At 71.0% G+C, this 26,032-nt stretch carries 24 protein-coding genes and 2 tRNA genes; 17 read left to right on the plus strand and 9 right to left on the minus strand.

The window, feature by feature from the left end; genetic code table 11:
- Positions 1 to 14: 14 nt before the first annotated feature.
- Positions 15 to 257, minus strand: coding sequence for a mycoredoxin (locus KI385_RS29575; RefSeq protein ID WP_238575176.1), 243 nt, complete (start codon positions 255 to 257; stop codon positions 15 to 17).
- 318 nt (positions 258 to 575) lie between these two features.
- On the opposite strand from KI385_RS29575, the gene KI385_RS29580 reads away from it, so the two are divergent.
- From KI385_RS29580 to KI385_RS29600, 5 genes are all read left to right on the plus strand, one after another.
- Positions 576 to 2,804, plus strand: a complete 2,229-nt coding sequence (locus KI385_RS29580; protein ID WP_238575177.1) for an ATP-dependent DNA helicase UvrD2 — start codon at positions 576 to 578, stop codon at positions 2,802 to 2,804.
- A gap of 144 nt (positions 2,805 to 2,948) precedes the next feature.
- The gene (locus tag KI385_RS29585; protein WP_238575178.1) at positions 2,949 to 3,275 is read left to right on the plus strand and encodes a hypothetical protein; all 327 of its coding nucleotides are present in this window, start codon (positions 2,949 to 2,951) and stop codon (positions 3,273 to 3,275) included.
- Positions 3,276 to 3,394: 119 nt separating this feature from the next.
- Positions 3,395 to 3,748 (plus strand): WhiB family transcriptional regulator, encoded by a 354-nt coding sequence (locus tag KI385_RS29590; RefSeq protein ID WP_128511195.1) that lies wholly within the window; start codon positions 3,395 to 3,397, stop codon positions 3,746 to 3,748.
- The gene (locus KI385_RS29595) at positions 3,745 to 4,062 is read left to right on the plus strand and encodes a hypothetical protein (protein ID WP_238575179.1); all 318 of its coding nucleotides are present in this window, start codon (positions 3,745 to 3,747) and stop codon (positions 4,060 to 4,062) included. Before KI385_RS29590 ends, KI385_RS29595 begins: the two co-directional genes overlap by 4 nt.
- A 94-nt stretch (positions 4,063 to 4,156) precedes the next feature.
- A complete protein-coding gene (locus tag KI385_RS29600) occupies positions 4,157 to 4,357 on the plus strand; it encodes a hypothetical protein (RefSeq protein WP_238575180.1) in 201 nt (66 codons plus the stop codon).
- 38 nt (positions 4,358 to 4,395) lie between these two features.
- Here KI385_RS29600 and KI385_RS29605 read toward each other — a convergent pair whose 3' ends face one another.
- Both KI385_RS29605 and KI385_RS29610 read right to left on the minus strand, forming a co-directional pair.
- A complete protein-coding gene (locus KI385_RS29605; RefSeq protein ID WP_238575181.1) occupies positions 4,396 to 5,835 on the minus strand; it encodes an ABC1 kinase family protein in 1,440 nt (479 codons plus the stop codon).
- A gap of 56 nt (positions 5,836 to 5,891) precedes the next feature.
- Positions 5,892 to 7,007, minus strand: a complete 1,116-nt coding sequence (locus KI385_RS29610) for a ThiF family adenylyltransferase (RefSeq protein WP_238577903.1) — start codon at positions 7,005 to 7,007, stop codon at positions 5,892 to 5,894.
- Positions 7,008 to 7,198: 191 nt separating this feature from the next.
- On the opposite strand from KI385_RS29610, the gene KI385_RS29615 reads away from it, so the two are divergent.
- The 4 genes from KI385_RS29615 (at position 7,199) to KI385_RS29630 (ending at position 11,160) form a co-directional block, all read left to right on the plus strand.
- Positions 7,199 to 7,825, plus strand: a complete 627-nt coding sequence (locus KI385_RS29615; RefSeq protein WP_238575182.1) for a M48 metallopeptidase family protein — start codon at positions 7,199 to 7,201, stop codon at positions 7,823 to 7,825.
- Positions 7,826 to 7,936: 111 nt separating this feature from the next.
- Complete coding sequence (locus KI385_RS29620; RefSeq protein ID WP_238575183.1) at positions 7,937 to 9,682, plus strand: TerD family protein; 1,746 nt, start codon at positions 7,937 to 7,939, stop codon at positions 9,680 to 9,682.
- Between the two features lie 15 nt (positions 9,683 to 9,697).
- Positions 9,698 to 10,381, plus strand: a complete 684-nt coding sequence (locus tag KI385_RS29625; RefSeq protein WP_238575184.1) for an AIM24 family protein — start codon at positions 9,698 to 9,700, stop codon at positions 10,379 to 10,381.
- A gap of 20 nt (positions 10,382 to 10,401) precedes the next feature.
- On the plus strand, positions 10,402 to 11,160 hold the full coding sequence (locus KI385_RS29630) for an AIM24 family protein (RefSeq protein WP_238575185.1): 759 nt from the start codon (positions 10,402 to 10,404) through the stop codon (positions 11,158 to 11,160).
- Between the two features lie 77 nt (positions 11,161 to 11,237).
- Here the strand turns inward: KI385_RS29630 and KI385_RS29635 are convergent, their stop codons facing one another.
- Positions 11,238 to 11,768 (minus strand): NUDIX hydrolase, encoded by a 531-nt coding sequence (locus KI385_RS29635; protein ID WP_238575186.1) that lies wholly within the window; start codon positions 11,766 to 11,768, stop codon positions 11,238 to 11,240.
- Positions 11,765 to 13,228, minus strand: coding sequence for a zinc-dependent metalloprotease (locus KI385_RS29640; RefSeq protein WP_238575187.1), 1,464 nt, complete (start codon positions 13,226 to 13,228; stop codon positions 11,765 to 11,767). Before KI385_RS29640 ends, KI385_RS29635 begins: the two co-directional genes overlap by 4 nt.
- Positions 13,229 to 13,420: 192 nt before the next feature.
- On the opposite strand from KI385_RS29640, the gene KI385_RS29645 reads away from it, so the two are divergent.
- The 4 genes from KI385_RS29645 (at position 13,421) to KI385_RS29660 (ending at position 16,735) form a co-directional block, all read left to right on the plus strand.
- Entirely contained in the window at positions 13,421 to 14,572 is a 1,152-nt protein-coding gene (locus KI385_RS29645) for an SDR family oxidoreductase (RefSeq protein WP_238575188.1), read from the plus strand.
- 103 nt (positions 14,573 to 14,675) lie between these two features.
- Positions 14,676 to 15,158 (plus strand): molybdenum cofactor biosynthesis protein MoaE, encoded by a 483-nt coding sequence (locus KI385_RS29650; protein ID WP_238575189.1) that lies wholly within the window; start codon positions 14,676 to 14,678, stop codon positions 15,156 to 15,158.
- A 170-nt stretch (positions 15,159 to 15,328) separates the two neighbouring features.
- The gene (locus tag KI385_RS29655; RefSeq protein WP_128507010.1) at positions 15,329 to 15,511 is read left to right on the plus strand and encodes a hypothetical protein; all 183 of its coding nucleotides are present in this window, start codon (positions 15,329 to 15,331) and stop codon (positions 15,509 to 15,511) included.
- 126 nt (positions 15,512 to 15,637) lie between these two features.
- Positions 15,638 to 16,735 carry a YlbL family protein gene (locus KI385_RS29660; protein ID WP_238575190.1) on the plus strand — a complete coding sequence of 366 codons (1,098 nt, stop codon included), beginning with the start codon at positions 15,638 to 15,640 and terminating at the stop codon, positions 16,733 to 16,735.
- Between the two features lie 89 nt (positions 16,736 to 16,824).
- Here KI385_RS29660 and KI385_RS29665 read toward each other — a convergent pair whose 3' ends face one another.
- Positions 16,825 to 17,379, minus strand: a complete 555-nt coding sequence (locus KI385_RS29665) for a PPA1309 family protein (RefSeq protein ID WP_238575191.1) — start codon at positions 17,377 to 17,379, stop codon at positions 16,825 to 16,827.
- Between the two features lie 136 nt (positions 17,380 to 17,515).
- Here KI385_RS29665 and KI385_RS29670 point away from each other — a divergent pair, with 136 nt between their 5' ends.
- The 4 genes from KI385_RS29670 (at position 17,516) to KI385_RS29685 (ending at position 22,831) form a co-directional block, all read left to right on the plus strand.
- Positions 17,516 to 20,404, plus strand: a complete 2,889-nt coding sequence (locus tag KI385_RS29670) for a UPF0182 family membrane protein (protein ID WP_238577904.1) — start codon at positions 17,516 to 17,518, stop codon at positions 20,402 to 20,404.
- A 111-nt stretch (positions 20,405 to 20,515) separates the two neighbouring features.
- Positions 20,516 to 20,589 (plus strand) — tRNA-Met (locus KI385_RS29675).
- Between the two features lie 208 nt (positions 20,590 to 20,797).
- On the plus strand, positions 20,798 to 22,642 hold the full coding sequence (locus KI385_RS29680; RefSeq protein ID WP_238575192.1) for a tetratricopeptide repeat protein: 1,845 nt from the start codon (positions 20,798 to 20,800) through the stop codon (positions 22,640 to 22,642).
- Positions 22,643 to 22,757: 115 nt separating this feature from the next.
- Positions 22,758 to 22,831: transfer RNA gene (locus tag KI385_RS29685), tRNA-Met, on the plus strand.
- 58 nt (positions 22,832 to 22,889) lie between these two features.
- On the opposite strand, the gene KI385_RS29690 is transcribed toward KI385_RS29685, so the two are convergent.
- The 3 genes from KI385_RS29690 to KI385_RS29700 are packed head-to-tail and all read right to left on the minus strand — an operon-like array spanning position 22,890 to position 25,754.
- Positions 22,890 to 24,017 carry an ABC transporter substrate-binding protein gene (locus tag KI385_RS29690; protein ID WP_238575193.1) on the minus strand — a complete coding sequence of 376 codons (1,128 nt, stop codon included), beginning with the start codon at positions 24,015 to 24,017 and terminating at the stop codon, positions 22,890 to 22,892.
- Positions 24,018 to 24,066: 49 nt separating this feature from the next.
- Positions 24,067 to 24,963 carry an ABC transporter permease gene (locus tag KI385_RS29695; RefSeq protein WP_238575194.1) on the minus strand — a complete coding sequence of 299 codons (897 nt, stop codon included), beginning with the start codon at positions 24,961 to 24,963 and terminating at the stop codon, positions 24,067 to 24,069.
- Positions 24,960 to 25,754, minus strand: a complete 795-nt coding sequence (locus tag KI385_RS29700) for an ABC transporter ATP-binding protein (RefSeq protein ID WP_238577905.1) — start codon at positions 25,752 to 25,754, stop codon at positions 24,960 to 24,962. Before KI385_RS29700 ends, KI385_RS29695 begins: the two co-directional genes overlap by 4 nt.
- Between the last annotated feature and the right edge of the window lie 278 nt (positions 25,755 to 26,032).

Consider the following 26,032-nt stretch of genomic DNA (forward strand, 5'->3'; position numbering starts at 1 on the left):
CCGGGCCCTCGGAATCAGGCCCCGACCTTCTGCTTGACCTGCGCCAGGGACGGGTTGGTCAGCGTCGAACCATCGGGGAACAGCACGGTCGGCACCGTCTGGTTGCCGCCGTTCGCCTTCTCCACGAACGCCGCCGACTCCGGGTCCTGCTCGATGTTGATCTCGGTGTACGCGATGCCCTCGCGGTCCATCTGGCCCTTCAGCCGACGGCAGTAGCCGCACCAGGTCGTGCTGTACATCGTCACAGTGCCCGCCATGCGTCCCGCGCTCCTTCGATAAGTCTTGATCAAATACCGCCCGCCGCCCTACTCGGTGCGACCAAGCACCACAACGCACACCGGGCCCCGACCATTCCCGGCCCTCCGGAACGGCTACCGCGGGCCTGCTGGGAGCCCGCTCCCGCCCGCGCCCCCGCCCGGCCGCCCCACCGCTCGTTCGCCCACCGGGACACAGCAAAGCACTCGCCGCGTCCGCGCGTCATGGGTTGTCCACAGTGGCCGTGATGCGTACGACCGGGGTCCGGCGGCTGTGGACAGCTTTCCCGGGCGGCCCCGTGGACCTGGCAGCATGGCGGGGTGACAGCAGCAACGGACTCCTCTCTCTTCCCGCAGGTCCCTGACTCGGCCGACGGGGTGCTCGACGGGCTCGACCCGGAGCAGCGCGAGGTCGCGACGGCTCTGCACGGTCCGGTGTGTGTGCTGGCCGGTGCCGGTACGGGCAAGACGCGCGCGATCACCCACCGGATCGCGTACGGGGTTCGGGCCGGGATCCTGCAGCCCGCGAGTGTGCTCGCTGTCACGTTCACGGCCCGCGCGGCCGGCGAGATGCGCGGCCGGCTGCGTCAGCTCGGTGCGGGCGGGGTGCAGGCCAGGACGTTCCACTCCGCGGCCCTGCGGCAGCTCCAGTTCTTCTGGCCGAAGGCCGTCGGCGGTGAGGTCCCGCGGCTGCTGGAGCGCAAGATCCAGGTCGTCTCCGAGGCCGCCGCCCGCTGCGGCATCCGGCTCGACCGCAATGAGCTGCGCGATGTCACGGCCGAGATCGAATGGTCCAAGGTCACCCAGACCGTGCCGGCCGACTATCCGGCGGCGGTCGCCAAGGCGGGCCGCGAGGCCCCGCGCGACCCGGCCGAGATCGGACAGCTCTACGGCACGTACGAACAGCTCAAGCGTGACCGGGGCACCATCGACTTCGAGGATGTGCTGCTGCTCACGGTCGGTGTGCTGCAGGACCGGCACGACATCGCCGAGCAGGTCCGTGCGCAGTATCAGCACTTCGTCGTCGACGAGTACCAGGACGTCAGCCCGCTCCAGCAGCGGCTGCTGGAGCTGTGGATGGGGGACCGTGACAACCTCTGTGTGGTCGGTGACGCCAGCCAGACGATCTACAGCTTCACCGGCGCCACCCCCGACCACCTCCTCAACTTCCGTACCCGCCATCCGAACGCGACGGTCGTCAAGCTCGTCCGTGACTACCGCTCCAGCCCGCAGGTCGTGCACCTCGCCAACGGCCTGCTCTCCCAGGCCAAGGGGCGCGCCGCCGAGCACCGCCTGGAGCTGATCTCGCAGCGTGAGGCGGGTCCCGAGCCGGTGTACACGGAGTACGCCGACGAGCCCGCCGAGGCCGAGGGCACCGCCCGCCGGATCCGTGACCTGATCGCGTCCGGTGTGCCTGCCAGCGAGATCGCCGTGCTCTTCCGTATCAACGCCCAGTCCGAGGTCTATGAGCAGGCGCTGGCCGATGTCGGTGTGCCGTATCAGCTGCGGGGCGCCGAGCGGTTCTTCGAGCGGCCGGAGGTGCGCGAGGCCGGCATCAAGCTGCGGGGCGCCGCCCGCTTCGGCGGTAACGACGCGCTGCTCGATGACGCCGTGGACCTGCCGTCCGAGGTGCGGGCGGTGCTCAGCGACATGGGGTGGACCGGGCAGCCGCCCACCGGCTCGGGGGCGGTGCGGGACCGCTGGGAATCCCTGGCGGCCCTGGTGCGGCTCGCCGAGGACTTCGCCAGGGCCCGGCCCCAGGCCACCCTCGCCGACCTTGTCGCCGAGCTGGACGAGCGGGCCAACGCCCAGCACGCCCCGACGGTCGAGGGGGTGACGCTCGCCTCTCTGCACGCCGCCAAGGGCCTGGAGTGGGAGGCCGTCTTCCTGGTGGGCCTCACCGAGGGCATGATGCCGATCACCTACGCCAAGACCGATGAGCAGATAGAGGAGGAGCGCCGGCTGCTGTATGTCGGCGTCACCCGCGCCCGGTTGCATCTGGGGCTGTCCTGGTCGCTGTCGCGGTCTCCCGGCGGGCGGGCCTCCCGCAGCGCCAGCCGGTTCCTCACGGGCCTGCGGCCCGGTTCCGGGGCCGGGACAGGCCGCCGTACGCCGGGGGTGGTCTCGGGGGGCGTTGAGCGCGGTGACGGGGCGGCGGCGGTGGCACGGCGCCCCAAGCACCGCAGCCCGGCCCGCTGCCGGGTCTGCAACCGGACGCTGACGGATGCCGGCGAGATGAAGCTGATGCGGTGTGAGGACTGCCCGGCGGAGCTCGACGAGGCGCTGTACGAGCGGCTGTGGGAGTGGCGGGCGGGGGAGGCCGCGCGTTCGCGGCAGCCCGCCTACTGCGTCTTCACCGACAAGACGTTGATGGCGATTGCCGAGGCCGTTCCGGGAACCGAATCGGAGCTTGCGGTCATCTCAGGTGTGGGGCGGCGGAAGTTCGACCGCTACGGCAGCGACGTGCTGGCAATCTGTGCCGGCGAGGAGCTCGGGGGAGCCTTGGGAGACGGGTCCGAAGGCGCCGCGAAAAACTCGTCGGAAAAATAGTTTGCGCGCGCGGAGCGCATCCCCATAGCCTTCGGAAGCAACGGAGACAACGGAATCTTCCGAGATCCGATGGATCCGTGCTGTACTTGAACACCCTGGAACGGGATTCCCGGTCCACCGAGACGCCGAGAGGAGGCGAGCCCAGTGATCAGCATTATCGAGACCAACAAAATGACCGATCTCTCGGTCGTCGCCACCTGCACCCTCGGCTCTTCGCTCCTTGGCACCGGTCTGTCCGGCTTCGGCCGCCTGTCCGGTACCGAGGTCGCGCGCCCCGAGTCCCTCGCTGTTCCGACGTTCAGCGAGCGCACCGCGCGACCGACCGAGGCACCTGCGGTAGCAGCAGCGGCACCGGCGAATGCCTTTGCCTTCGCGGCGGCCAATGGTGCCGAATCCCGGAAGAAGCAGTACCAGACGCAGCATGAAATGTGGGCCTACCGCGGCCTCGAACCCTGGAGAGATCCAGCCTGATCGGCACGATCAGGTCGGCACCTTCCAGGGCCGCGGAACCCACACCGGGATCCGCGGCCCTTTTGTTTGCCCCACGCGCCCGCCACCAGCCGGGCCGAACAGACGAGGAACACACCACCGTGCAACTCCAGACGCACACCCCGTCCGTAGCCACCGACCTGATCCCTCCGCCCGACCCTCAGGAGAACTCCTTGCTGCCCCTCACCGAGCTCGACGACGAGATCGACCGCCTCGGCACCGCCGTTCCGTGCCGTACCTACGACCCGGAGGTCTTCTTCGCCGAGTCCCCGGCCGACGTCGAGTACGCCAAGACGCTGTGCCAGTCCTGCCCGGTGCGTGAGGCCTGTCTCGCCGGCGCCAAGGACCGCCGTGAGCCGTGGGGCGTCTGGGGTGGCGAGCTCTTCGTCCAGGGCGTTGTCGTGCCGCGGAAGCGTCCGCGTGGCCGTCCGCGCAAGAACCCGGTTGCGGCATGAACACCATCGGCACAGGAACGATCGACCGTCCCGTCACACGGGATCCCAAGAAGCAGGACCCCACGATGAACCCGACTTTCACCGACACGCCCGTCCCCGCGAACGCCGACGCGATCGAGTCGCGTCAGAACAGGAACCTCGCCATGCAACTCATCCCAGAAGCCCTGGCGCGTGCGCATATGCATGAACGCCTCCGGGAGGCTGAATCCGAACGCAGGGCTCATCGGCTCGCCGCCGCGCGGCGTATGCAGCGGCGCGCCGAGCGCGCGTCGCTCCGCGCTCGCCGTGCGCTGGCCATGGCCGTGATGCAGTAAGGCGGTGACGCCGCCACCCACGGGGTCCGTCCGACAGGGCGGGCCCCGTGGTGCGTTGTATCCGGCTTCATGCGGTTGACGGGGATATCGTCGGATGGTGGACCAGAAGACGCATGAACAGGCGGAGTTGGCCGACGGGAATACGGTGTGCGCCGGCTGCGGCGCGGTCGCCGCGGGCACTCCGCCGACCTGGACCTGCTCCGTCGAGAACGGCGAGCGCCGTTACTTCTGCGACAACTGCGCGCGGGAGAACATCCGGGCCATCGAGGGGCGCCTGGATTCGAGCTGGTGGTGAGGCCGGGCGGCCAAGGAGATGCGGCCCGGCCGGCAGGGTCAGGCCGTGGTCTCTTCGACGGTCTCCGCACCGATGTCCGCGGCGATGTCCGTGCCGCTCACGGTGCTGATGTCGGTGACGTCCGGGGCCGCGGGCTCTTCTTCGGTGACGAAGCCGGGCATCCACGCCTCGAGCTCGTCGCGCAGCCGCACCGTCGCCCCCAGCTGGCACAGCACCCCGATCGTGCTCAAGGTCACACGGTGGATCAGCAGATACGCGGGCGGCAGATTGAGCCGTTTGCCCAACTGGTACGCGGGGGAGCGCGGATCGCCGACCCGGGCCGCCTGATGGCGCATCCAGCTCCGGGTGAAGGTGAACTCGTCCACCTGCGCGGGTTCGATGATCGGCAGCAGATACTCCAGCACCGCGTCCGGATCCAGCTCGATGGACTCCTTGACGAAGCCCTCCTCGCACAGCAGCTGATAGACCGTGTCCGCCTCGCCGTCCAGCGTCATCCGCAGTGAGGTGCCGATCGTCGGCGGCAGCCCCTCGGGCAGCCGGTCGACGGTGCCGAAGTCAAGTACGCCCAGCCGCCACTCCTCCGCCGGCCCGTCGGGGGAGTCCCCGGCCAGCAGCCGGAAGTTGCCCGGGTGCGGATCGGCGTGCAGCAGGCCGGTGCGGGCGGGGCCGGAGAAGAGGAAGCGGGCGAGGAGTTGACCGGCCCGGTCGCGCTGCTCGTCGGTGCCGTTCGCGATCACCTCGGACAGCGGCACCCCCTCCATCCACTCCGTCACCAGCACCTGATCGCACTGGTGCACCACCGCCGGCACCACCACGTCCGGGTCGCCGGCGAACTCCTCGGCATGTGCCTGCTGGGCCTGTGCCTCCAGGGCGTAGTCCAGCTCCTCCGAGACCCGGTCGCGCAGCTCGGTGATCAGCGGCTTGATGTCCATGCCCGGGATCAGCGGTCCCAACAGCCGGGCGAAGCGGCTCAGCTGCGACAGATCCGACAGCAGCGCCTGCCCGGCCCCCGGATACTGCACCTTGACGGCCACCTCGCGGCCGTCGTGCCAGACCGCCCGGTGCACCTGCCCGATCGAGGCCGCCGCGGCGGGCTTGTCCTCGAACTCCTCGAACAGCTCCCGCCAGTCCTCGCCGAGCCGCTCCGCCAGCACCGAGTGCACCGTGCTGGTCGGCATCGGCGGCGCCGCCTCCTGAAGCTTCGTCAGGGCGGCGCGGTAGGGACCGGCGACCTCCTCGGGCAGTGCGGACTCGAAGACGGACAGCGCCTGCCCGAACTTCATCGCCCCGCCCTTCAGCTCACCGAGTACTTTGAAGAGCTGTTCCGCGGTGCGCTGTTGGAGCTCACGGCCGACGATTTCGGCCGATCTGCCGCCGATCCGCTTGCCCAGGCCCCAGGTGGCGCGGCCGGCGAACCCCAGTGGCAGAGCGGCCAGCTTGGCGGTGCGGGTGACCGCCTTGCGGGGAAGATCAGACATGCGCCCCTCCAACTCACACTGTCCCCCTACCGGGGTTACTCCGTCATTGTGGCGTGTCACGGCCGAGGATCCGAGGTGCCTGTCGTACACAGCGAAGCAGCAGCGCCGCAGCCGCACTCCGGATGTGGTTCGATCCGCGTCGTCCGTACGCTCGCACATGGCAGCGTGAGCTCCATCCGCGCCCCTGTGCACGGCGGGAGTTCACCGTCGAGGAACGCCAGCGCCTGGACGGTGGCGAGCCCCGCGACCGTGGTCGCCAGCGCCGCGTCGCAGGCCGGCACCGCGGGTGAACCGCGCCCCGACCGCCACTGCGCCAGCAGTCGCGGCCAGGCGGGCTCCGCGTCCATACGGCGCAGCTCGTCGCAGCGCGTACAGGCCGAACCGCCGGGCAGCACCAGCGGACCCACCACACCCGTGCCCTCGATCACCCCCGCGTAAAGATGCGGGATTCCGGCGGTGAGCAGCGGCTCGGACAGCACCGGGTCCGGGGCGTACGCGGCGAGCCCGTCGCGCGGGGCGAGCACCACGAGGGACAGTCCGGGCTCGCCGGACTCGCTGACCGGGACCCTCGGCCGCGGTGTGCTGCTCCAGGGGGAGGACCGATGGGCCAGTTGCTGCGCGGCGGCGTTGCGCCGCTCGCCGATCCGCTCGGCCCCCAGCCCGCCGGGCACCACGTCCCATGGTTCGACCACTCCGCCGTCCAGCACCTCCACCTGGCCGATCCCGGCCGATGAGAGCAGCGCCGCGATCGCCGCGCCCACCCGCCCGGCCCCCTTGACCCGGGCCCGGACCGCCCGGCGCGCGCCCATCCTGCCCAGGGCGCCGGCGGGTTCCCGGTGTTGCACCGACAGCGAGGCCAGATCGGGCCGCAGTCGTTCGAAGGCGGGGGCGTCCGCCCGTACGGCGTCGGCCGCCGGACCGCCCGCGGTGGGGGCTTCGAGCAGTCCGGCCGCGCCGAGCCGGTCCACCACACCCCGCGCATGCTCGGGCGGGAGGTCCAGTAACGCGGCCTCCGCGAGCAGCTGCTGCATCGTGCGGGTGCCGTCGATCAGTGAGATGAAGCTGTCGGTCGCGGGGTCGACCGGGCCGACCACCATCGCATGGGCCGGCGTCACGCCGAACCGCACCGTATTCCTGTCCCGCCAGCCGCGCCGCAGCGCGGGCTTGAGCATCGGATGCATGACATCCGCCCCCCGTCCTTCGTCGTCCGGCTCCCAGCATGCTCCGTGCGGCGGATCGGTGCGCAAAGTTATCCACAGACCCCGGCATTAGTCATACAAGCGGTGCACGCCATGGAGTGGTTCGGTGGCGAACCGACCGCGGGGCGGGACTTCCCGCAGTGCCAGCGGGTAACGTCGGGCGCGTGCCCGCCGACCCTTCCGCCCACGGCTCAGGGGAGACACCCCTGCGCCGCGCCGCTGACACATCGCGCAGGGCTGCACCGAGCCCGACGGCCCGTAGCTCAGGGACCAGCGCGGTCGAGGTGCGCCGCAGCTCACGGCGGCGCAGAACGGTCTCCGCGTACCGCGAGGGCGACCGCACGGTTGTCCTGATTCCGGCCCGTATGTCCGAGGCCGAGGAGGAACGCTGGGTCACCGTCATGCTCGACAAGCTCGCCGCCCAGGAGAGCAAGCGGATGCTGGGCGACGCCGAGCTGGCCGAGCGCGCCGAGCGGCTGTCCGGCCAGTTCCTCGACGGCCGGGCCCGCCCCGCTTCGGTGCGCTGGGTCACCAACCAGAACACCCGCTGGGGATCGTGCACCCCGGCCGAGGGCAGCATCCGTCTCTCGCACCGCCTGCAGGGCATGCCGGAGTACGTCATCGACTACGTCCTGCTGCACGAGCTCGCCCATCTGCTCGTCCCCGGCCACGGCCCCCGGTTCTGGCGCCTGTTGGAGTCCTATCCCCGTACGGAACGGGCCCGCGGCTATCTCGAAGGGGTGGTCGCGGCCGACCGGCTGCCCCATCTGCCCGCCGCCCGCGGCGAATGAGAACGGGCCGGCACGACATCCGCCGTGCCCCGGCATCGCCCGCTGTCGGCGCCAGCCGTTAGCCTGGCGCGCAGAGGAACTCACAGCGGGAGCGGGGGACGGGCGTTACGTATGGCCAGGGAATTCCAGCGGGGCCACAAGACCAAGATCGGTGATCTGACGGCGGGAACGGATCTGTACGTCGGCGTGCAGATCGCCGGACCCGGCCTGACCTTCGACATCAGCTGCTTCGGTCTGGACGCCGACGAGCGGCTGTCCGACGACCGGTACTTCATCTTCTTCAACCAGCCCAAGTCGCCCGAGGAGTCGATCCAGCTGCTCGGCGAGCAGGCCGGCGACAGCGAGTCCTTCCGGGTCACCCTCGACAAGATTCCGCCGCACATCCACAAGCTCTCCTTCACCGCCGCCCTCGACGGCGCCGGCCAGGTCTCGCAGATCGGCCCCGGCTACATCCGGATCGTGGCCGGCGGCGAAGAGGTCGCCCGCTACTCCTTCACCGGCAGCGAGTTCAGCACCGAGCGCGCCGTCATGCTCGGCGACTTCTACCTCAAGGACGTCTGGCGGTTCGCCGCGGTCGGCCAGGGGTTCGACGGTGGCCTGGAGGCGCTGCTGAAGAACTTCGGCGGCGAGGTCGCCGAAGAGGCGGAGGCGCCGCCCGCGCCGCCCGTCGCCGCACAGGGCGCGCCCGGTTTCGCGCCGCCGCCCGGGCCCGCCGCCCCCGCGCCGTCCTTCGGCGCGCCCGCCACGCCCGTACCGCAGCAGCCCGCGCCCGATTTCGGACCGCCCCAGGGAGCGCCCCCGGCCGCACCGCAGCCGGCCCCCGCCCCGCAGCCCACCGCCCCGCAGGTCCACAGCGCGCCCACCATCGCCGCGCCGCTGGTCCCGCCCGGCGGTCCGGTACCGCCACCCGGCGTACCCGCGCCCGGACAACAACCACCCGCCCCCTACGGCCAGCCGACGCCCGGTCAGGACCCGTACGGCCAGCCGCAGGCCGCGTCCGGCGGCTTCCCCGGCCAGCAGGCCCCCCAGGCGCCCCCGTACGGCCAGCCCGTCCCGCCGCCCGGCGGATACGGCGCCCCCCAGAGCCAGCCCGGCCAGCCCGGCCAGTTCCCGGGCCAGCCCGCCCCGTACGGCCAGCAGCCCCCGGGCGCCCCGTATCCGGGTGGCCAGGCCCCGGCTGTGCCCCAGGGCGGCGGCCCCGGTCTCGGCGTCGTACTGGAGAAGTACAAGGAAGCCCCCACCGGCCAGCGCTGGACCCCGCAGAACAGCAAGCTGATCCGTGTCGACCTCGGCGTCGACGGCCAGCCGGTGCTCGCCCGCCAGGGCAGCATGGTGCTCTACCAGGGTAAGGTCGACTTCAGCTACAAGGGCGCCGGATTCCGCGGCCGGATCGTCGGCAACGCCACCGGCCAGGAAATGCAGCTGATGCGCTGCACCGGCCAGGGCCAGGTCTTCTTCGCGGAGAACAGCGCCCATGTCCACCCCATCGAGCTGCAGGGCGACGCCATCTGTGTGTCGGCCGAGTCCGTCCTCGCCTTCGACGAATCGCTCCAGCACGAGGTCCGCCGGATCGAGGGCCACGGCATCCCCGGTGGCGCCCTGTTCACCATGCAGTTCCAGGGGAGCGGCACCCTCGTCGTCAAGACCCAGGGCACCCCGGTCGTGCTGCCGGTCACCCCGACCACCTTCGCCGACGCCAACGCCATCGTGGCCTGGTCCGCCGCCTCACAGGTGATCATCTCCAGCCAGGTGAGCCTGCGCCGGCACGCCTATCCGGGCCACTCCGGCGAGACCGTGAACCTCCAGTTCCGCGGTGCGCCCGGCAACTTCATCGTCGTCCAGCCCTACGAGGTCTGAGGGAGCCCGTAAATCATGAACCAGCAGCAACTTTCGGGCTATGTCCCGACCCCGCCCGCCGCCCGTATGGAGAACCACGGCAGCGCCATGGTGAAGATCGCCATGCAGAGCGGCCAGGACGTCTTCGCACGCACCGGCTCCATGGTCGCCTACGAAGGCTTCGTCCAGTACGAGCCCAACCCGCCCGCCGTCCGCCAGATGGCCTCCCAGTGGCTCACCGGTGAGGGCGCGCCGCTGATGAAGTGCACCGGCGACGGCCTGCTCTACCTCGCCGACTACGGCGCCGACGTGGTCTGCATCAACCTCAACGGCGACTCGCTCTCCGTCAACGGCACCAACCTCCTCGCCTTCGACGCCCACCTCCAGTGGGGCGTGCAGCGCGTCAAGGGCATGGCCAAGTTCGCCGGCCAGGGACTCTTCAACGTCGGGATCTCCGGCACCGGCTGGGTCGCGCTGACCTCCCGCGGCACGCCCATCGTCGTCGACTGCGGCCGCGGCGAGGACGAGACCTACGTGGACCCGGACGCCCTGGTCGCCTGGTCGACGAACCTGAAGATGAAGGGCAAGCGCAGCTTCAAGGCGTCCTCGATGATCGGACGCGGCAGCGGCGAGGCGTACCAACTGGGCTTCTCCGGCCAGGGGTTCGTCGTCGTCCAGCCCAGCGAAGACAGCACCGACCGGCTCCGGGCCCGGGGCTGAGGGGGAGGACCGAACACGCCATGCAGAGTCCGCTTTTCGCCTTCACCGAGGCACAGACCCAGGACCGCTACGCCCTGCAGAACAGCCAGCTGCTGCGCGTCGCCCTCCAGGGCCACGAGGACCTCCTCGCCCGCAAGGGCTCGATGGTCGCCTATCAGGGACTGCTCGAATTCGACGGCAACTACCAGACGCCGGGCCAGCACCGTGCCCGCGCGCACTCCGGTGAGGGCCTCGATCTGATGCGCGTCTCCGGGCAGGGCACGGTCTATCTGGCCAACCTCGCCCAGTACGTGCACGTCGTCGACGTCGACCACGACGGCCTGACCGTCGACAGCAGCTATGTCCTGGCGCTGGACTCCGGCCTCCACTGGGAGGTCGTCTCCGTCGACAGCCAGTACGGCATCTCCGGCACCGGCAAGTACCAGCTCAACATCTCCGGGCGGGGCAAGGTCGTCCTGATGACCTCCGGCCAGCCGCTGATGATGCAGGTCACGCCCGACAAGTACGTCAACGCCGACGCCGACGCGGTGGTCGCCTGGTCCGCGTCGCTGCGGGTGCAGATGCAGGCACAGACGCACTCCTCCGGGGTGTGGCGGCGGCGCGGCGGCACGGGCGAGGGCTGGGAGCTCAGCTTCCTCGGCCAGGGCTACGCACTCGTCCAGCCCAGCGAGCTGCTGCCGCCGCAGAACGCCGACATCGGCGCCGGAATGGCCGCCCAGTTCGGCATGGGCCAGCAGGGCGCCCGGGGACAGAACCAGGGCAACATCTTCACCAACTGACGCACCGCCGACGCACATCCGGCGCCCGTCCCGGGAAGGGGCGGGCGCCGGAAGCGCAAAGCAGGGGCGGTGGCCGGCTAGAGCAGTGCGCGGGCGCGGTCCACCAGGCGCGCCACCGACACATCGGCGACGCCCGGCACCTCGTCGTACGCGAACCACCGCAGGTCCAACGACTCGTCGCTGATCTCCGCGACCGCGCCCTCGGGCGCCAGCGCCGCATACTGGACGTCCAGATGGACCGCGCAGGGCGTGTGATGACGGTCCAGCCGCACCGGCCCGCCGGGCAGCAGCGTCAGCCCCTGCGCGATCCCCGACTCCTCACGCGCCTCACGCAGCGCCGCGTCCGCCAGCGAGGCGTCCTCCGGCTCGCAGTGGCCGCCCATCTGCAGCCACATCTCCAGCTTGCGGTGCAGCGTGAGCAGCACCCGGCCGCCGACCGGATCGATCACCAGCGCGCTCGCCGTGAGATGCCCGTCCTTGCAGGGCTTCCACATGCCGTCCTGATGGGCGGCGAGATGATCCAGATACGTCAGCCGCAGCTGCTCCTGATCGGGCGACGGCGCGGGCCACCCGTCGAGCACCCGCGCCGCATCCGCGTGCAGACTCACTTGTCGTTGTCACCCTTGCCGTCGCCGGGCGCCTCGTCCGGGCCCTCGTCCTCCCGGGCGGGCTTGCCCAGATCCGGCTTGCCGCCGCTGGCGGCCTCGCCGAGCATCTTGTCGAGCTCGGAGAAGTCCATCTGCTCGTGGTGCACAAAGCCGTCCGGGTCGTCCAGATCCGCTGCCGTCGGCAGCATGTCCGGGTGCTCCCACAGACCGTCGCGGCCCTCCAGGCCCCGGGCGTCCGTCAACGACGCCCACAGCCGCGAGGCGTCCCGCAGCCGCCGCGGCCGCAGCTGCAGACCGATCAGCGTCGAGAACGTCTGCTCGGCGGGGCCGCCGCTCGCCCGGCGCCGCCGCAGCGTCTCACGGAGCTTGTCCGACGACGGCAGATGCGGCTTGGCCGCGGCGTGCACCACCGCGTCCACCCAGCCCTCGACGAGCGCGAGCGCGGTCTCCAGACGGGCCAGCGCGGCCTTCTGCTCCGGGGTGTCCTCGGGCTGGAACATGCCCTGCTGGAGGGCGTTCTGCAGCTCCTCGGGATGCTGCGGATCGATCTGGCCGACCACATCCTCCAGCTTGGTCGTGTCGACCTTGATACCGCGGGCATAGCCCTCCACGGCACCGAAAAGATGCGAGCGCAGCCACGGCACATGCGCGAAGAGCCGCTGGTGGGCGGCCTCGCGCAGGGCCAGATACAGCCGCACCTCGTCCTCCGGCACGCCCAGGCCCGCGCCGAACGTCGCGATGTTCCCGGGCAGCAGCGCGGCCTTGCCGGCCGGCCCCAGCGGCAGTCCGATGTCCGTCGAACCGACGACCTCACTGGCCAGCACGCCCAGCGCCTGCCCGATCTGGGTGCCGAACATCGCGCCGCCCATGGAGCGCATCATCCCCAGCAGCGGACCCGCCATGGCCTGCATCTCCCCGGGCAGCACATCGCCCATCGCCGCTCCGACACGCTCGGCGAGCGGATTGACCAGGTCCTTCCACACCGGGAGGGTCTCCTCGACCCACTCGGCACGGCTCCAGGCCACCACCGAGCCGGAGCCCGACGGCAGCGACGTCACACCGTCCAGCCACAGGTCCGCCAGCCGCACGGCCTCCTCGACCGCACTGCGCTCACCCGGCGACAGGCTCGCGTCCTTGCTGCCGTCCTCGGCGCCCTGCGCGACGGTCTGCCGCGCGATGTCCTTGGCCATCTCCCAGTTCACCGGGCCGCCCTCGTACGAGAGCATCTGGCCGAGCTTCTGGAAGGCGGCTCCCAGGTCGCCAGGGTTCATTTCGCCGCCAGGGCCGCCCATGCCGCCGAAGAGCGCCGCGAACGGATTGTCCGCGCCGCCGCTCCCGCCGCCGAACCCGAACGGGTCCGCGGGGCCCTGGCTACCTCCCTGGCCGCCCTTCTTCTTGCCGTTGTCGCCGTCCTCCGGCTCCTCCGGCGGAAGGCCGAATCCAAATGGGGTGTCACTCACGGGTTTCCTCGGCTCGTAGGGCCGCCGGCCCGGTGGCCGACGGCGGCTGCCCGACATCACCTCCAGCGTAGACACCCGGGCCGCTTCGGGGCTCGGTGCTTCGCTGTCCCCGTCGCTGCGGCAGGATGGACGTCACCTGGTGCGAACGCGTCAGCACGCGTCCGTACTGAAGACAACCGCTGGAGACGCCCGGTGAGTTCCCCAGATCCGACCGTTCGCGCAGCGCGAAACGCTGCGGCCCCGCCTGAGAAGGCAGGCAATATCGCAGGCGGTGCCACGGACCGGCCGCTGCGCCGGCCCGTCGTCGCCGTCACCGGAGCCGCGTCCGGGGTCGGTGCGCTGCTCACCCGTGCCCTGGTCGCATCCGACGAGGTCAAAGAGGTGGTGGCCATCGACGAGCGGCGCGGCGACGTCGCCGAGGCACACTGGCACGTCCTGGATGTACGCGACCCGGCCATCGCCGACAAACTGCGCGGCGCGGACGTCGTCGTCCACCTCGCGCTCGACCTCGACCTGGAGACCGACGCCGCGGCCCGCACCGCCTACAACGTGCGCGGCACCCAGACCGTGCTCACCGCCGCCGCGGCCGCCGGCGTCCACCGGGTGGTGCTGTGCACCTCCGCCATGGTCTACGGGGCGCTGCCCGACAACGATGTTCCGCTGGCCGAGGACGCCGAGCTGCGGGCCACCGCCGACGCCACCGGTGTCGGCGACCTCCTGGAGATCGAGCACCTGGCGCACCGCGCGCCCCGTGCACACCCCGGTCTGAACGTCACCGTGCTGCGCCCCGCCGTCCTGGTGGGCGGCACCGACACCGCACTGACCCGCTACTTCGAGTCGCCCCGCCTCCTGGTCGTCGCCGGATCCCGCCCCGCCTGGCAGTTCTGCCACGTCGAGGACCTGGTCAGCGCCCTGGAGTACGCCGCCCTGGAGAAGGTCGACGGTGAGCTGGCGGTGGGCTGCGACGGCTGGCTGGAGCAGGAGGAGGTCGAGGAGCTGTCCGGCATCCGGCGCATGGAGCTGCCGTCCTCGGTGGCCCTGGGTGCCGCCGCCCGGCTGCACCGCATCGGCCTGACGCCGTCGCCCGCCGGGGACCTCGCGTACACCATGCACCCCTGGGTGGTCAGCGGCAGCCGGCTGCACGAGGCGGGCTGGCGGCCTCAACGGACCAACGAGGAGGTGCTCGCCGAGCTCCTGGAGGAGGTCGCCGGACGGCACACCGTCGCCGGCCGCAGGCTGGGCCGCAAGGACGCCACCGCCGCGGGGGCCGCCGGTGCGACCGTCGCCCTCCTGGGTACCGCCGCGCTGGTGCGGCGCGCCCGTAAGGCCCGCCGCCGCATCTGAGCGGCGCGGGCCGGCCCGTCTGGAGGAGTCTCCATACGGCGGCAGGGACGCCCGGCGGAAACGGCCATTCCCCGGCGCCCCTCCCGTACGGCACGATGGGGGTATGTCTGGCACGCCCACCCCACCGACCCCCGGCCGCGACCACCCCGGTGAGCAGGCCGCGGCGGACCCGATCCGGCTCCTGGAGATCCGCGATACCGCGCTGTCCGTGGACGAGGTGTTCGCCGCCGTCGGCGACGCGGCGGCCGGCGGCACAGCCCTGTTCGTCGGCACGGTCCGCTCGCACGACAACGGCGCCGACGTCGACGGGCTGGGCTACTCCGCGCACCCGTCCGCCGAGGCGGAGATGCGCCGGATCGCCGACAAGGTCGTCGCCGACTTCCCCGTGCGGGCGCTGGCCGCCGTCCACCGGGTCGGCGATCTGCGCATCGGAGATCTGGCCGTGGTCGTCGCGGTGTCCTGCCCGCACCGGGGCGAGGCGTTCGAGGCCTGCCGCAAACTGATCGACGACCTCAAGCACGAGGTACCCATCTGGAAGCATCAGACGTTCTCTGACGGAACCGAGGAGTGGGTAGGGACCTCTTAGCGTGGGGCGCGGGTTTCGTCACCCGGCGGTGGCGGTTTCCGAACAAGGAGCCGAACCGGTGCGGTGAGTTCCGGTTGCGTAACCCGCCCCCTGGCGTAAGCGTTGACCTGTCAGATGGTTAATCTGCTTATTGGTCGATTGCGGTCGTAACAAGGGGTTGGGAGGTCGCTGTGGGTGCGCTCCTCTGGTTGCTGATTCCGGTTGGCGCCGGGCTGATTGCCGCGGTGTGGAGCAGTTGGGCCCTGCGACACCGCAAGACCGGGGACGTCGCGGAGCTCGCGGGCTACGCCCGGTTCCGTGAGGCGATGGAAAAAGAGCATTCCGTTTCCGACCCCGCCTCGGACCCGGCCTGACGTTCGCCGTCCGTACGCATCCGCAACCGCCGCACCCTGAGGCGGCGACCACGCACGGATGGGTGTTCGGACCCGGACGGACGGCCCCGCGGGCCGGTTGTCATACCCGTCCCGTACTGTCGTTCCATGCCACGCCGCACCGCGACGCTGCTCGCCTCGACCCTGATGCTGATCGCGCTGCTCTGCGCGGGGGTACTGATCCCCGTGCCGTACTCCGAGATGTCTCCGGGGCCGACGGTCAACACCCTCGGTGAGCACGACGGCGAGCCGGTGCTGCAGATCTCCGGGCACAAGACCTATCCGACGACCGGTCACCTCAACATGACCACCGTCCGCGTCACGGGCCCCGACTACACCATGAACCTCTTCGAGGCGGTCTACGGCTGGCTCGACCACGACAACGCCGTGGTGCCGCACAAGACGCTCTACCCCGAGGGGCAGACGGCCGAGCAGGCCGACCAGGAGAACGCCGAGGAGTTCAGCCAGTCCCAGGAGAGCGCCAAGGTCGCCGCGCTCCAGCAGCTGCACATCCCGGTCGCCACCCAGACCGTCGTCGGTTCCGTCGTCAAGGACAAGCCGGCCGACGGGCGGCTGCACGCCGGCGATGTGATCAAGGCGGTGGACGGCACGGAGGTCAAGCGGACCGGTGACGTCGCCAAGCTCGTCACCCGCCACAAGCCGGGTCAGCCGGTGGTCTTCACGATCATCCCCGCCAAGGACGCGGCCGCGGCGGAGAAGCAGGGCAAGCGGCCCACGGCCGGCGCCAAGCAGGTCTCGATCACCACGCAGAAGGCGGACGACGGCCGCGCCATCGTGGGCATCCAGGCCGAGGTGGACCACATCTTCCCGTTCCCCATCGACGTCAAGCTGGCCGATGTCGGCGGCCCGAGCGCCGGGCTGATGTTCTCGCTGGGCATCGTCGACAAGCTCACGCCCGGGAACATGACGGGCGGCAAGTTCGTGGCAGGCACGGGCACGATCGACGACAAGGGCAACGTCGGCCCGATCGGCGGCATTTCGATGAAGACGGTCGGTGCCCGCGACAAGGGCGCGGAGTTCTTCCTGACGCCCAAGGACAACTGCGCCACCGCCGCCAAGGACACCCCGCACGGGCTCACCCTGGTCAAGGTCGGGACCATAGGCGACGCGGTCAAGGCGCTGGAGAAGATCCGTAAGGGAGACACCGCCGGCCTGCCGAGCTGCAGCCCGGCAGGCCGGTCGTAGGGGCTGTCCGGCGGATCAGGGGCGGATCAGAGGCGGATAAGCCCCAGGCCGGATCCACGGGGCCGGACGCCGACGCCCGACCCCCGGCGTCAGCCCTCGAAGGTCGCGGCGAGCGCCTCCGCGAGGCCCGGCACCAGCGCCGAGCCGGTGAGGACCTCGGACGTGGAGTCCTTCTCGCGCAGCCGCAGCGCCGATTCGCGGGAGCCGTCCCGCAGCACGGCCACCGTCATCCGGACCTCCTGGCGGTCCGGGTGCTTGGCGACCCACTTGGCGAGCTGCGCCTCGTCCATGCCCGCGGGCTCGGAGTCCTCGGCGGACGGCGGCAGCATCAGCCGCTCCACGGTCAGCGCGCAGCCGGAGACGGCGTCCGGCCAGGCAATGGTGGCGAGGAACTCGTCCAGCGGCACATCCGCCGGGATCTCGTCCTGTTCGACGGGGGTCAGGGAAGCGGTGGTGGAGTCGTCGATACCGAGCTGGGCGGCGAGCGAGGGCTCCTGCGCACGCAGCTTGGCGGTGTCGACGAGGGCGAACAGTCGGGCGGGCTGATCCCAGCCGAGCCCGGCGCTGTACTCGTCGATTTCGAGTACCGCGCGGGTCAGCGGGTCGGCGGCCAGGGGGGTGCCGTCAACGGGGAGGTTGGTCATGCTCAACATCGTGCCTTGTGTACCCCGGAAATCGGGAACCGAGTAAAGCCTTCGTAAGTTGCATCACTGGGTCCTACTATCGCCGGGCCTGCTCCACACGACAGCGAACTTCGAGGTGCGCACCTTGGCTTTCCAGATGCCGGACCGCGGCGGAGGCCCGACAGGGCCACGGATCAGAGCCGGCCGACCATCGCGGCGGATCCGGACCCTGCTCATGACATTGGGCGTGCTGGCCGTATTGGCCATGCTCTTCGTCATGTTTGCGGGATTTTGGACCGATTGGCTCTGGTATCGCTCGGTCAAGTACTCCTCGGTCTTCACCACCACCCTGTGGACCAAGATCGGTCTGTTCTTCTTCTTCGGCGTCCTGATGGCCGTGGCCGTCGGCGTCAACATCTGGCTGGCGCACCGGCTGCGGCCGCCGCTGAGCGCGATGTCCATGGAGCAGCAGAGCCTGGACCGCTACCGGATGGGCATCGCCCCGTTCAAGAAGTGGGCGTTGATCGCGATCACCGCGGTGATCGGCCTGATCGCCGGTGCCTCCGCGTCCGGTGAGTGGCAGACGTGGCTCCAGTGGGTCAACGGCGTGCAGTTCGGCAAGACGGACCCGCAGTTCGGCAAGGACGTCGCCTTCTACGCGTTCGATCTGCCCTGGTACCGCTTTCTGCTGAGCTTCGGCTTCGCCGCCGCGGTGCTGTGTCTGGTCGCCGCGGCGCTGACGCACTACCTCTACGGCGGTCTGCGGCTGACCAGCCCCGGCTCGCGGGCGACCGCCGCGGCGACCGGCCATCTGTCGGTGCTGCTGGGCATCTTCGTCTCGCTCAAGGCGATCGCGTACTGGCTCGACCGGTACGGACTCGCGGTCAAGTCCAGCGGCCTGAAGTCGGCCGACAACTGGACCGGCCTGCGCTATGTCGACGCCAACGCCTATCTGCCGGCGAAGACCATCCTGTTCTTCATCGCGGCGATCTGCGCGGTGCTGTTCTTCGCCACCCTCTGGCGGCGCACCTGGCAGCTGCCGGTGATCGGCTTCGGCCTGATGGTGCTCTCCGCGATCCTCATCGGCGGGCTGTATCCGGCGATCGTGCAGAAGTTCCAGGTCCAGCCGAACGAGCAGGCCAAGGAAGCGCCGTACATCAAGCAGAACATCAAGGCGACCCGGGACGCGTACGACATCCAGGACTCCGAGGTCACGCCGTACAAGGGCGATTACAAGCCCACCGACAAGGACGACAGCCAGCGGCTGCGCGACGACGCCGACACCACGGCCAGCGTGCGGCTGCTCGACCCGAACGTGGTCTCGCCGGCCTTCCAGCAACAGCAGCAGGTGAAGGGTTACTACCAGTTCCCCTCCACCCTCGACGTCGACCGGTACAAGGACAAGGACGGTGCCGAGCAGGACACCGTCATCGGTCTGCGCGAGCTGAACATCGCCGGTATCCCCGAGCGCAACTGGATCAACGACCACTTCAAGTACACCCACGGCTACGGCGCGGTCGCCGCGAAGGGCACCGAGGCCTCCGACGGCGGCGGTCCGAAGTACACCGAGTCGGACCTGCCCGCCAAGGGGCAGTTCCCCGGGTACCAGCAGCGGGTGTACTACGGAGAGAAGACCTCGCAGTACTCCATCGTCGGCGGTCCGCAGAAGGAGCTGGACTACTCCGACGACAGCGGCGAGAAGAGCTACAGCTACAAGGGCAACAGCGGCGTCAACCTCTCCAACCCCGTCAACCGTGCCGCGTACGCGGTGGCGTTCGGGGAGCCGCAGATCCTCTACTCCGGCGCGATCGGCAAGGGCTCGCGGATCCTGTACAACCGCACGCCCAAGGAGCGGGTCGAAGCCGTCGCCCCCTGGCTGACCATCGACGGCGACGCCTACCCGGCGGTCATCGACGGCCACATCAAGTGGATCGTGGACGCCTACACGACGAGCAACGGCTACCCGTACGCCTCGCGCACCACGCTCGGGGACACCACGGCCGATTCGCTCACCGACGGGCAGCGGGCGGTGGTGGCCCAGCAGAACCAGGTCAACTACATCCGCAACTCCGTCAAGGCGACCGTCGACGCCTACGACGGCTCGGTCAAGCTCTACCAGTGGGACGAGAAGGACCCGGTCCTCAAGACCTGGATGAAGTCGTTCCCGGGCACGGTCGAGAAGAAGAGCGCCATCAGCCCGTCGCTGCGGGAGCACCTGCGCTACCCGCAGGACCTCTTCAAGGTGCAGCGCCAGCTGCTGACCACGTACCACGTCACGGACCCGGGGACCTTCTACACCGGCTCCGAGCGCTGGCAGATCCCGAACGACCCGACGACCAAGTCGGGCAACGCCGTACCGCCGTACTACCTGAGCATGAAGATGCCGGACCAGAAGGATCAGTCCTTCTCGCTGACGACCACCTTCACGCCCAACAAGCGCGACAACCTCGGCGCGTTCATGGCGGTCGACGCCAATGCGACCAGCAGCGACTACGGCAAGATCAGACTGCTGAAACTGCCGTCGCAGACACCGGTGCCCGGCCCACAGCTGGTGCAGTCGAAGTTCAACTCCGATCCGAACATCGCCAATGAGCTCAACATCCTCAAGAAGCTTGGCGACTCGGAGATCGAGTACGGCAATCTGCTGACCGTGCCACTGGACGGCGGACTGCTCTACGTCGAACCGGTGTATCTGCGCGGTGCCAACACCAACTACCCCTTGCTGAAGAAGGTGTTGGTCAGCTACGGCGACAACAAGCCCGTCCTGGAGGACTCCCTCAAGGACGCGCTGGATGTGGTCTTCGGCAAGAAGGCGCCCAGTACGGGCACGGAGAAGCCACCGGGCGGCGGTGACACCGGTCAGCAGCCGCCGACCAACCAGACGGTGCAGCAGGCGCTGTCCGACGCCCAGAAGGCGTACGAGGACGGCGAGAAGGCGCGCGTTTCGGGTGACTGGGGCGCCTACGGCGAGGCCCAGAAGAAGCTCAAGGCGGCGCTGGACCGGGCCGCCAAGGCGTCCGAGAAGGGCGGTAAGCCGGGCGGCTGAGCCGATCCGGAGGATGTCCACAACCCCGCGGCCGTCGGTGCGAACCGGCGGCCGCAGGGCTGCGTCGGTGCGGGGCCGGCCCGGTGCCGTGATAGGTTGAGGACACAACGACGCGGGGTGGAGCAGCTCGGTAGCTCGCTGGGCTCATAACCCAGAGGTCGCAGGTTCAAATCCTGTCCCCGCTACGGAAAGCCGAAGGCCTGGATCCTCAAGGATCCGGGCCTTCGTCATGCGTTCGGGTCGATCCTGGCCGAAGCCGGGTCGTGCGGGGGGATGTAGGGAACCTGTGTGCTTGAGTTTGACAAGTCGTCGTGTCGGGAAGTCGACAAACCGCTGAAGTGACCTCACTGGCTGCGGTATACCAGGTGTACGCGGGTTACAGGTGATGCGACGATGGGGCTTATGGGGGACAAGGCAAGGTTGTTGGAGACGGACCGGTTTGTGCATGCGCCCGACGACGGGCGCGAACCCGAGCTGCAGATGGACGCGATGGAGGCCGCGGAGGCCGCCGAAGCGTCCGATGCCGTGAGCGAGTGCGGCCACCGCCGTGCCGCCGAGGCGGGCGACACCGCCGCCATGAGCGCGCTCGGCGCGATGCTGCTGCGCCGCGGCGACCTCGACGGTGCCGAGCCGCATCTGCGCTCCGCGGCCGCCGCCGGTGACCGTGCCGCGGCCAACAACCTCGGCGTCCTGCTCCACCAGCGTGGCTACGCGGACGAGGCGGGCGGCTGGTGGCGCATCGCCGCCGTCGCCGGTTCCGCCGCCGCAGCGCACGCCCTCGGCCGGCACTACCGCGAGCGCGGCGACGAGCCGGCCGCCGAGTACTGGCTGCGCCAGTCCGCCGAGTCCGGCCACTGCCTGGGCGCCTACGCCCTCGCCGACCTGCTGGAGCACCGCGGCGACATCGGCGCCGAGCGCTGGTTCCGGGCCGCCGCCGAGCGCGGCCACCGCGAGGCCGCGTACCGCCTCGCCCGGCTCATCGAGGACGGCCGCGACGCGGACCGCAAGGCCGCGTACGGCGAGCTGACCCAGCAGGCGGAGGCCGAGCAGTGGTACCGCCAGGCCGCCGCGCGTGGCCACCGGCGGGCCGCGCTGCAGCTGGGCGCCCTCCTGGAGGAGCGTGGTGACATCCAGGAGGCGGGCCGCTGGTACCTGTCCGCCGCCAAGGACGGCGAGGCGCGCGCCGCCTGTGCGCTGGGCTACCTGCTGCGGGACGCCGGCGACGAGGAGAGCGCCGCGGAATGGTGGCGGCGCGCCGCCCAGGACGGCGATGGCAACGCTGCCAATGCGCTGGGCGCGCTGCACGCCGACCGCGGTGAACTGCAGACCGCCGAGCGCTGGTACCGCGCCGCGCTGGACGCCGGGGACGTCAACGGCGCCTACAACATCGGGCTGTTGTGCGCCGAGCAGGGCCGGCCCGGGCGCGGTGAGCAGTGGTACCGCCGGGCCGCCTACGCCGGGCACCGCGAGGCCGCCAACGCGCTGGCCATCCTGCTGCTCCAGCGCGGCGACGCCTCGGGGGCCGAGCCGTGGTTCTCCAAGGCGGCCGAGGCGGGCAGTGTGGATGCCGCGTTCAACCTCGGGATTCTCTTCGCCGGGCGCGGTGCGGAGCGTACGGCGCACGCCTGGTACGAGCGAGCGGCCGCGGCCGGGCACACCGAGGCGGCGCTGCAGGTCGCCATCGTGCAGCTGCGGGACGGTGAGCTGCAGGACGCGGAGCGCAATCTGCGCTGTGCGGCCGGCGGCGGCAGCGCCGAGGCGGCGTTCCGGCTCGCGGACCTCCTGGACCGCAGGGCCGCGGCGGCGGGCGAGGGTGTGCCGGACAGCGAGCGGACTGCGGACGACGAGAGCACACAGTGGTACGAGCGGGCCGCGCGGCAGGGCCACCGCCGCGCCCAGGTCCGGGTCGGCATGTTCGCGGCGGCTCGCGGGGATGCCGTGGAGGCCTCCGAGTGGTACCGCGCGGCGGCCGAGGCCGGCAGCCGCAACGGCGCCTTCAACCTCGGGCTGCTGCTGGCCCGCGAGGGCAGCCTCCCCGAGGCGGCCCTGTGGTGGCAGCGGGCCGCCGAGGGCGGTCACGGCCGGGCGGCTCTGCGGCTGGCGCTGCTCGCCGCCCGGCGCGGCGCGCTCGCCGAGGCGCAGACCTGGTGTGCGCGCGCCGTCGAGATGGGCCCGCCGGAGGTGGCGGAGCGCGCGGCACGGCTGCGTACGGCGCTCCAGGAGGAGCTCAGTGCCTAGGGCGCGGCAGGCACACCCGGGCCCGGGGGGCGGGTCTGCCGGCCCCGGCCCTGGGCCCTGTGGGGAAGGGATTTGCGCTGGTCGTCGGCCCAGGGTTAGAGTAAGGGCACAACGACGCGGGGTGGAGCAGCTCGGTAGCTCGCTGGGCTCATAACCCAGAGGTCGCAGGTTCAAATCCTGTCCCCGCTACTCAAAGACGAAGGCCCGGATTCTCAGGAATCCGGGCCTTCGTCGTGCCGTGCCCACCTTACGGCCGGTGGCCGACCGCCTCCGCGTACAGGGCGCGATCGACGAGCCTGTTCTCCGGCAGCGGGTCCCCCTTGGTGACGCCGGCGTCGCGGTAGGCCCTCTGGAGCCGGGCCGCGGTGCCCTTTCTGATCTCCCAGTCCATCCGGAGCGACGGCACCGAGGTCAGGATCTTCGCATCGATCTTCAGCAGCTTCGCCAGCTCCGCGACGAACGCCGGGTCGGCCTTGTAGTCGCCGGCGAAGTACGTGTTGACGGTGCGGATATAGGCGCGCAGGAAGGCGACGCCGGCGTCCGGGTCCCGCTGGAGCAGATTCGGGCCGTACAGCGCCCCGCCGAGCGGTTCGCCCTGGGGCTGGCCGCCGAGGAACGCGTACTTCCTGTCGCCGTCGACCCGCCGCCAGACCGGGTCGAGCAGCCAGGCGGAGTCGACCCCGCCGCCGGTCAGGGCGGTCAGCACGTCGGACGAGCCGAGCTGCTGGAAGGTGACGGAGTCCATATCGGAGTGGTGCGCGGCGAAGGTCCTGTCCATCGGATACATGATCACGGAGCCCTTGCCGATCATGGTGCCCATCCTCGATCCCTTGAGGGACGCCGATGTGGCGCTCTCCCCGTTCTTCAGGCGCACCCACAGGCCGCTCTTGGACTTCGGGTCGGGGGAGAAGTTGCCGGCCACCCAGCGGATGTCGAAGCCGCCGTTGATGCCGTTGACGACGGCGGCCTCGGGGGCCGCCCACAGGGCGTCCAGATCGCCCTTGGCCAGCAGCGGCAGCGCCTCCGGGGTGGGCAGGACCTTCAGCTGGACGTCCAGGCCCTCCTTCTTGAACTCGCCCTTGGCGATGGCCAGGCGCAGCGGGGCCACGTACTCGGCGTTGAGGGTGCCGGTGGCGACGGTGAGCGTGCGGTGCTTCGTGAGGGGGCGGGGGGCCGGGGCGTCCTTGTCGCAGCGGGCCGGTGTGCGGCCCGGGGCGAGGTCGGCGGGGTCGGTCCAGGAGGCCTTGCCGCAGCCCGCTACGGGCTTGATGGTGCGCGGCGCGGCGGAGGCGGCGCGGTCCTGTTCGGCGGCGCAGCCCGCACTGAGGGCGAGCGCTGCGACGATCACGGCGACGGTGGTGGTGCGGGGGCGCATGGGACCTCCGTGCAAGGCGGCGTCCTGACGGGACGCAGGGGGCGGTGGGTCAGCTCTGGGCGCGGCCGCGGTCGCGGGGTGCCCAGGGGGTGAGGTAGCGCCCGGCCAGCCGCACCAGCTCGGAGAAGAGCACGCCGAGGACGGCGACACAGACGATGCCGACGAACATCACGTCGTTCTGGAACAGGGCACGGGAGTCGAAGATCAGATGGCCCAGGCCGTCGGTGGCGGCGATCTGCTCCGAGGCGACGATCACCAGGACGGCCACGCCCGCGGCGATCCGGGCGCCCACCAGGACGGCGGGCAGCGAGGCGGGCAGCAGAACGTGCCGGAACATCTGCCAGGGGCTCGCGCCGAAGACCTGGCCGGCGTCGCGGTGCCCCGAGGGGATCGCCAGTACGGCCGCCATGGTCGAGATCCAGACGAAGAAGAACACGGTGGCGGCGACGAGTGCGACCTGCGGGCCCTCGCCGAGCCCGAACATGTTGAGGAAGACCGGTAGGAGGGCCAGCTTGGGGACGACGTACAGGGCGTCCAGGAGCGGTTCGAGGGCGGCCCGTACGAGGTGCAGGGAGCCCATCAGCAGGCCCAGGAGATAGCCGGTGACGGTCCCGATGGCATAGCCGGCCAGCACCCGCTGGAGGGTGGCCCACACATCCGGCCACAGCTCGCCGGCCAGTGCGCGGTCCCAGCCGTCGGCCAGGATCGTGGACGGGGCGGGGTAGATGCGGTCGTCGATCCAGGACCGGTCGGCGGCGAGCTGCCACAGCAGGACGAGCAGGAGCGGGACGGCGACGGCGAGCGAGATCTCCAGGGTGCGCCGGCGGCGGTGGGTGCGTTCGGGGCGGAGCTCCTGGGGGCCGGGGCGGCGGACCAGGAGGCGGTCGGCCGCGGTGGGCCGGCCGTCCTCGTGGCCGGGTCCGGGCCGGTGAAGGGTGGTGGTCATGCGGGTACGGCCCCCTTGGTGGTCGGGTGCGACGGGCCGGTGTCGGCGCGGCCGTCGACCTCGCCGCGCAGCAGCTGCCACAACTCGGCCTTCAGGGCGGTGAATTCGGGGGTGGCGCGGACCTCGCCGGTGCGGGGGCGGCCGAAGGGCGGGCGGCGTTCGGCGATGATCCGGCCGGGCCGGGCGGACATCACCAGGACCCGGTCGCCGAGCACCAGGGCCTCTTCGAGGCTGTGGGTGATGAAGAGGGTGGTGGTGCGGGTGGTTTGGGTGAGGTCGAGCAGCTCGTCCTGGAGGATGGTGCGCAGCTGGGCGTCCAGCGCCGCGAACGGCTCGTCCATCAGCAGGATCTCGGGCTCCACGGCGAGCGCGCGGGCGATGGCGACGCGCTGGCGCATCCCGCCCGAGAGGGCGGCCGGATAGGCGCCGGCGAAATCGGCCAGCCCCATCCGGGCGAGCCAGGAGCGGGCCCGTTCGTCGGCCTCCTTGCGGGGCACGCGCTGGATGTCGAGGCCGAAGCGGACGTTGGCCAGCACGGTCTTCCAGTCGTAGATGCCGTAGTCCTGGAAGATCATCGCGGCCGGGCGGTCGGCGCTCGCCCGCAGTTCCAGCTCGCCCGCACTGGGGCGCAGCAGGCCGGCGGCGATGCGCAGCAGGGTCGACTTGCCGCAGCCGGACGGGCCGACGACGCAGACGAATTCGCCGGGCGCGATATCGACGTCGACGGGGCCGAGCGCGGCCAGCGCCTTGCTGCCGCGGCCGAACGACCGGGCCAGGGCGCGGGCGCGCACAGCCGGTGGGCGGGTGGACGGTTCGGCGGACGGGTCGGCGGACGCATCGGCGGGTGGGTCGTCGGGCGGGCTGGGCGCTGCGGGGGAAGGGTGCGGCTCTCCCACGGGGTGCTCCTTGCGGAGTGCGGACAGGGTGCCGCCGGGGTGCGGGCCCGGGCCCGGTCGGAACCCATGGCCGAAAAGCGCGGCGCGCAAGACGATATGACGGGTCGTCAGATACGGGCAAGGGGGTGTGCGGGTGTGGGTGACTGGTGTGGGGCGGGGGTCCCGGGGGTGTG

The organism is Streptomyces inhibens, from assembly GCF_022221585.1.
GTDB classification, from domain to species: Bacteria; Actinomycetota; Actinomycetes; order Streptomycetales; family Streptomycetaceae; genus Streptomyces; species Streptomyces inhibens.

Coding starts and splice junctions, on each gene's coding strand:
- KI385_RS29575 (WP_238575176.1), bottom strand. CDS start 257: ATGGCGGGCACTGTGACGATGTACAGCACGACCTGGTGCGGCTACTGC.
- KI385_RS29595 (WP_238575179.1), top strand. CDS start 3,745: ATGAACACCATCGGCACAGGAACGATCGACCGTCCCGTCACACGGGAT.
- KI385_RS29600 (WP_238575180.1), top strand. CDS start 4,157: ATGGTGGACCAGAAGACGCATGAACAGGCGGAGTTGGCCGACGGGAAT.
- KI385_RS29605 (WP_238575181.1), bottom strand. CDS start 5,835: ATGTCTGATCTTCCCCGCAAGGCGGTCACCCGCACCGCCAAGCTGGCC.
- KI385_RS29610 (WP_238577903.1), bottom strand. CDS start 7,007: ATGCTCAAGCCCGCGCTGCGGCGCGGCTGGCGGGACAGGAATACGGTG.
- KI385_RS29620 (WP_238575183.1), top strand. CDS start 7,937: ATGGCCAGGGAATTCCAGCGGGGCCACAAGACCAAGATCGGTGATCTG.
- KI385_RS29625 (WP_238575184.1), top strand. CDS start 9,698: ATGAACCAGCAGCAACTTTCGGGCTATGTCCCGACCCCGCCCGCCGCC.
- KI385_RS29630 (WP_238575185.1), top strand. CDS start 10,402: ATGCAGAGTCCGCTTTTCGCCTTCACCGAGGCACAGACCCAGGACCGC.
- KI385_RS29650 (WP_238575189.1), top strand. CDS start 14,676: ATGTCTGGCACGCCCACCCCACCGACCCCCGGCCGCGACCACCCCGGT.
- KI385_RS29660 (WP_238575190.1), top strand. CDS start 15,638: ATGCCACGCCGCACCGCGACGCTGCTCGCCTCGACCCTGATGCTGATC.
- KI385_RS29665 (WP_238575191.1), bottom strand. CDS start 17,379: ATGACCAACCTCCCCGTTGACGGCACCCCCCTGGCCGCCGACCCGCTG.
- KI385_RS29670 (WP_238577904.1), top strand. CDS start 17,516: ATGCCGGACCGCGGCGGAGGCCCGACAGGGCCACGGATCAGAGCCGGC.
- KI385_RS29680 (WP_238575192.1), top strand. CDS start 20,798: ATGGGGCTTATGGGGGACAAGGCAAGGTTGTTGGAGACGGACCGGTTT.
- KI385_RS29690 (WP_238575193.1), bottom strand. CDS start 24,017: ATGCGCCCCCGCACCACCACCGTCGCCGTGATCGTCGCAGCGCTCGCC.
- KI385_RS29695 (WP_238575194.1), bottom strand. CDS start 24,963: ATGACCACCACCCTTCACCGGCCCGGACCCGGCCACGAGGACGGCCGG.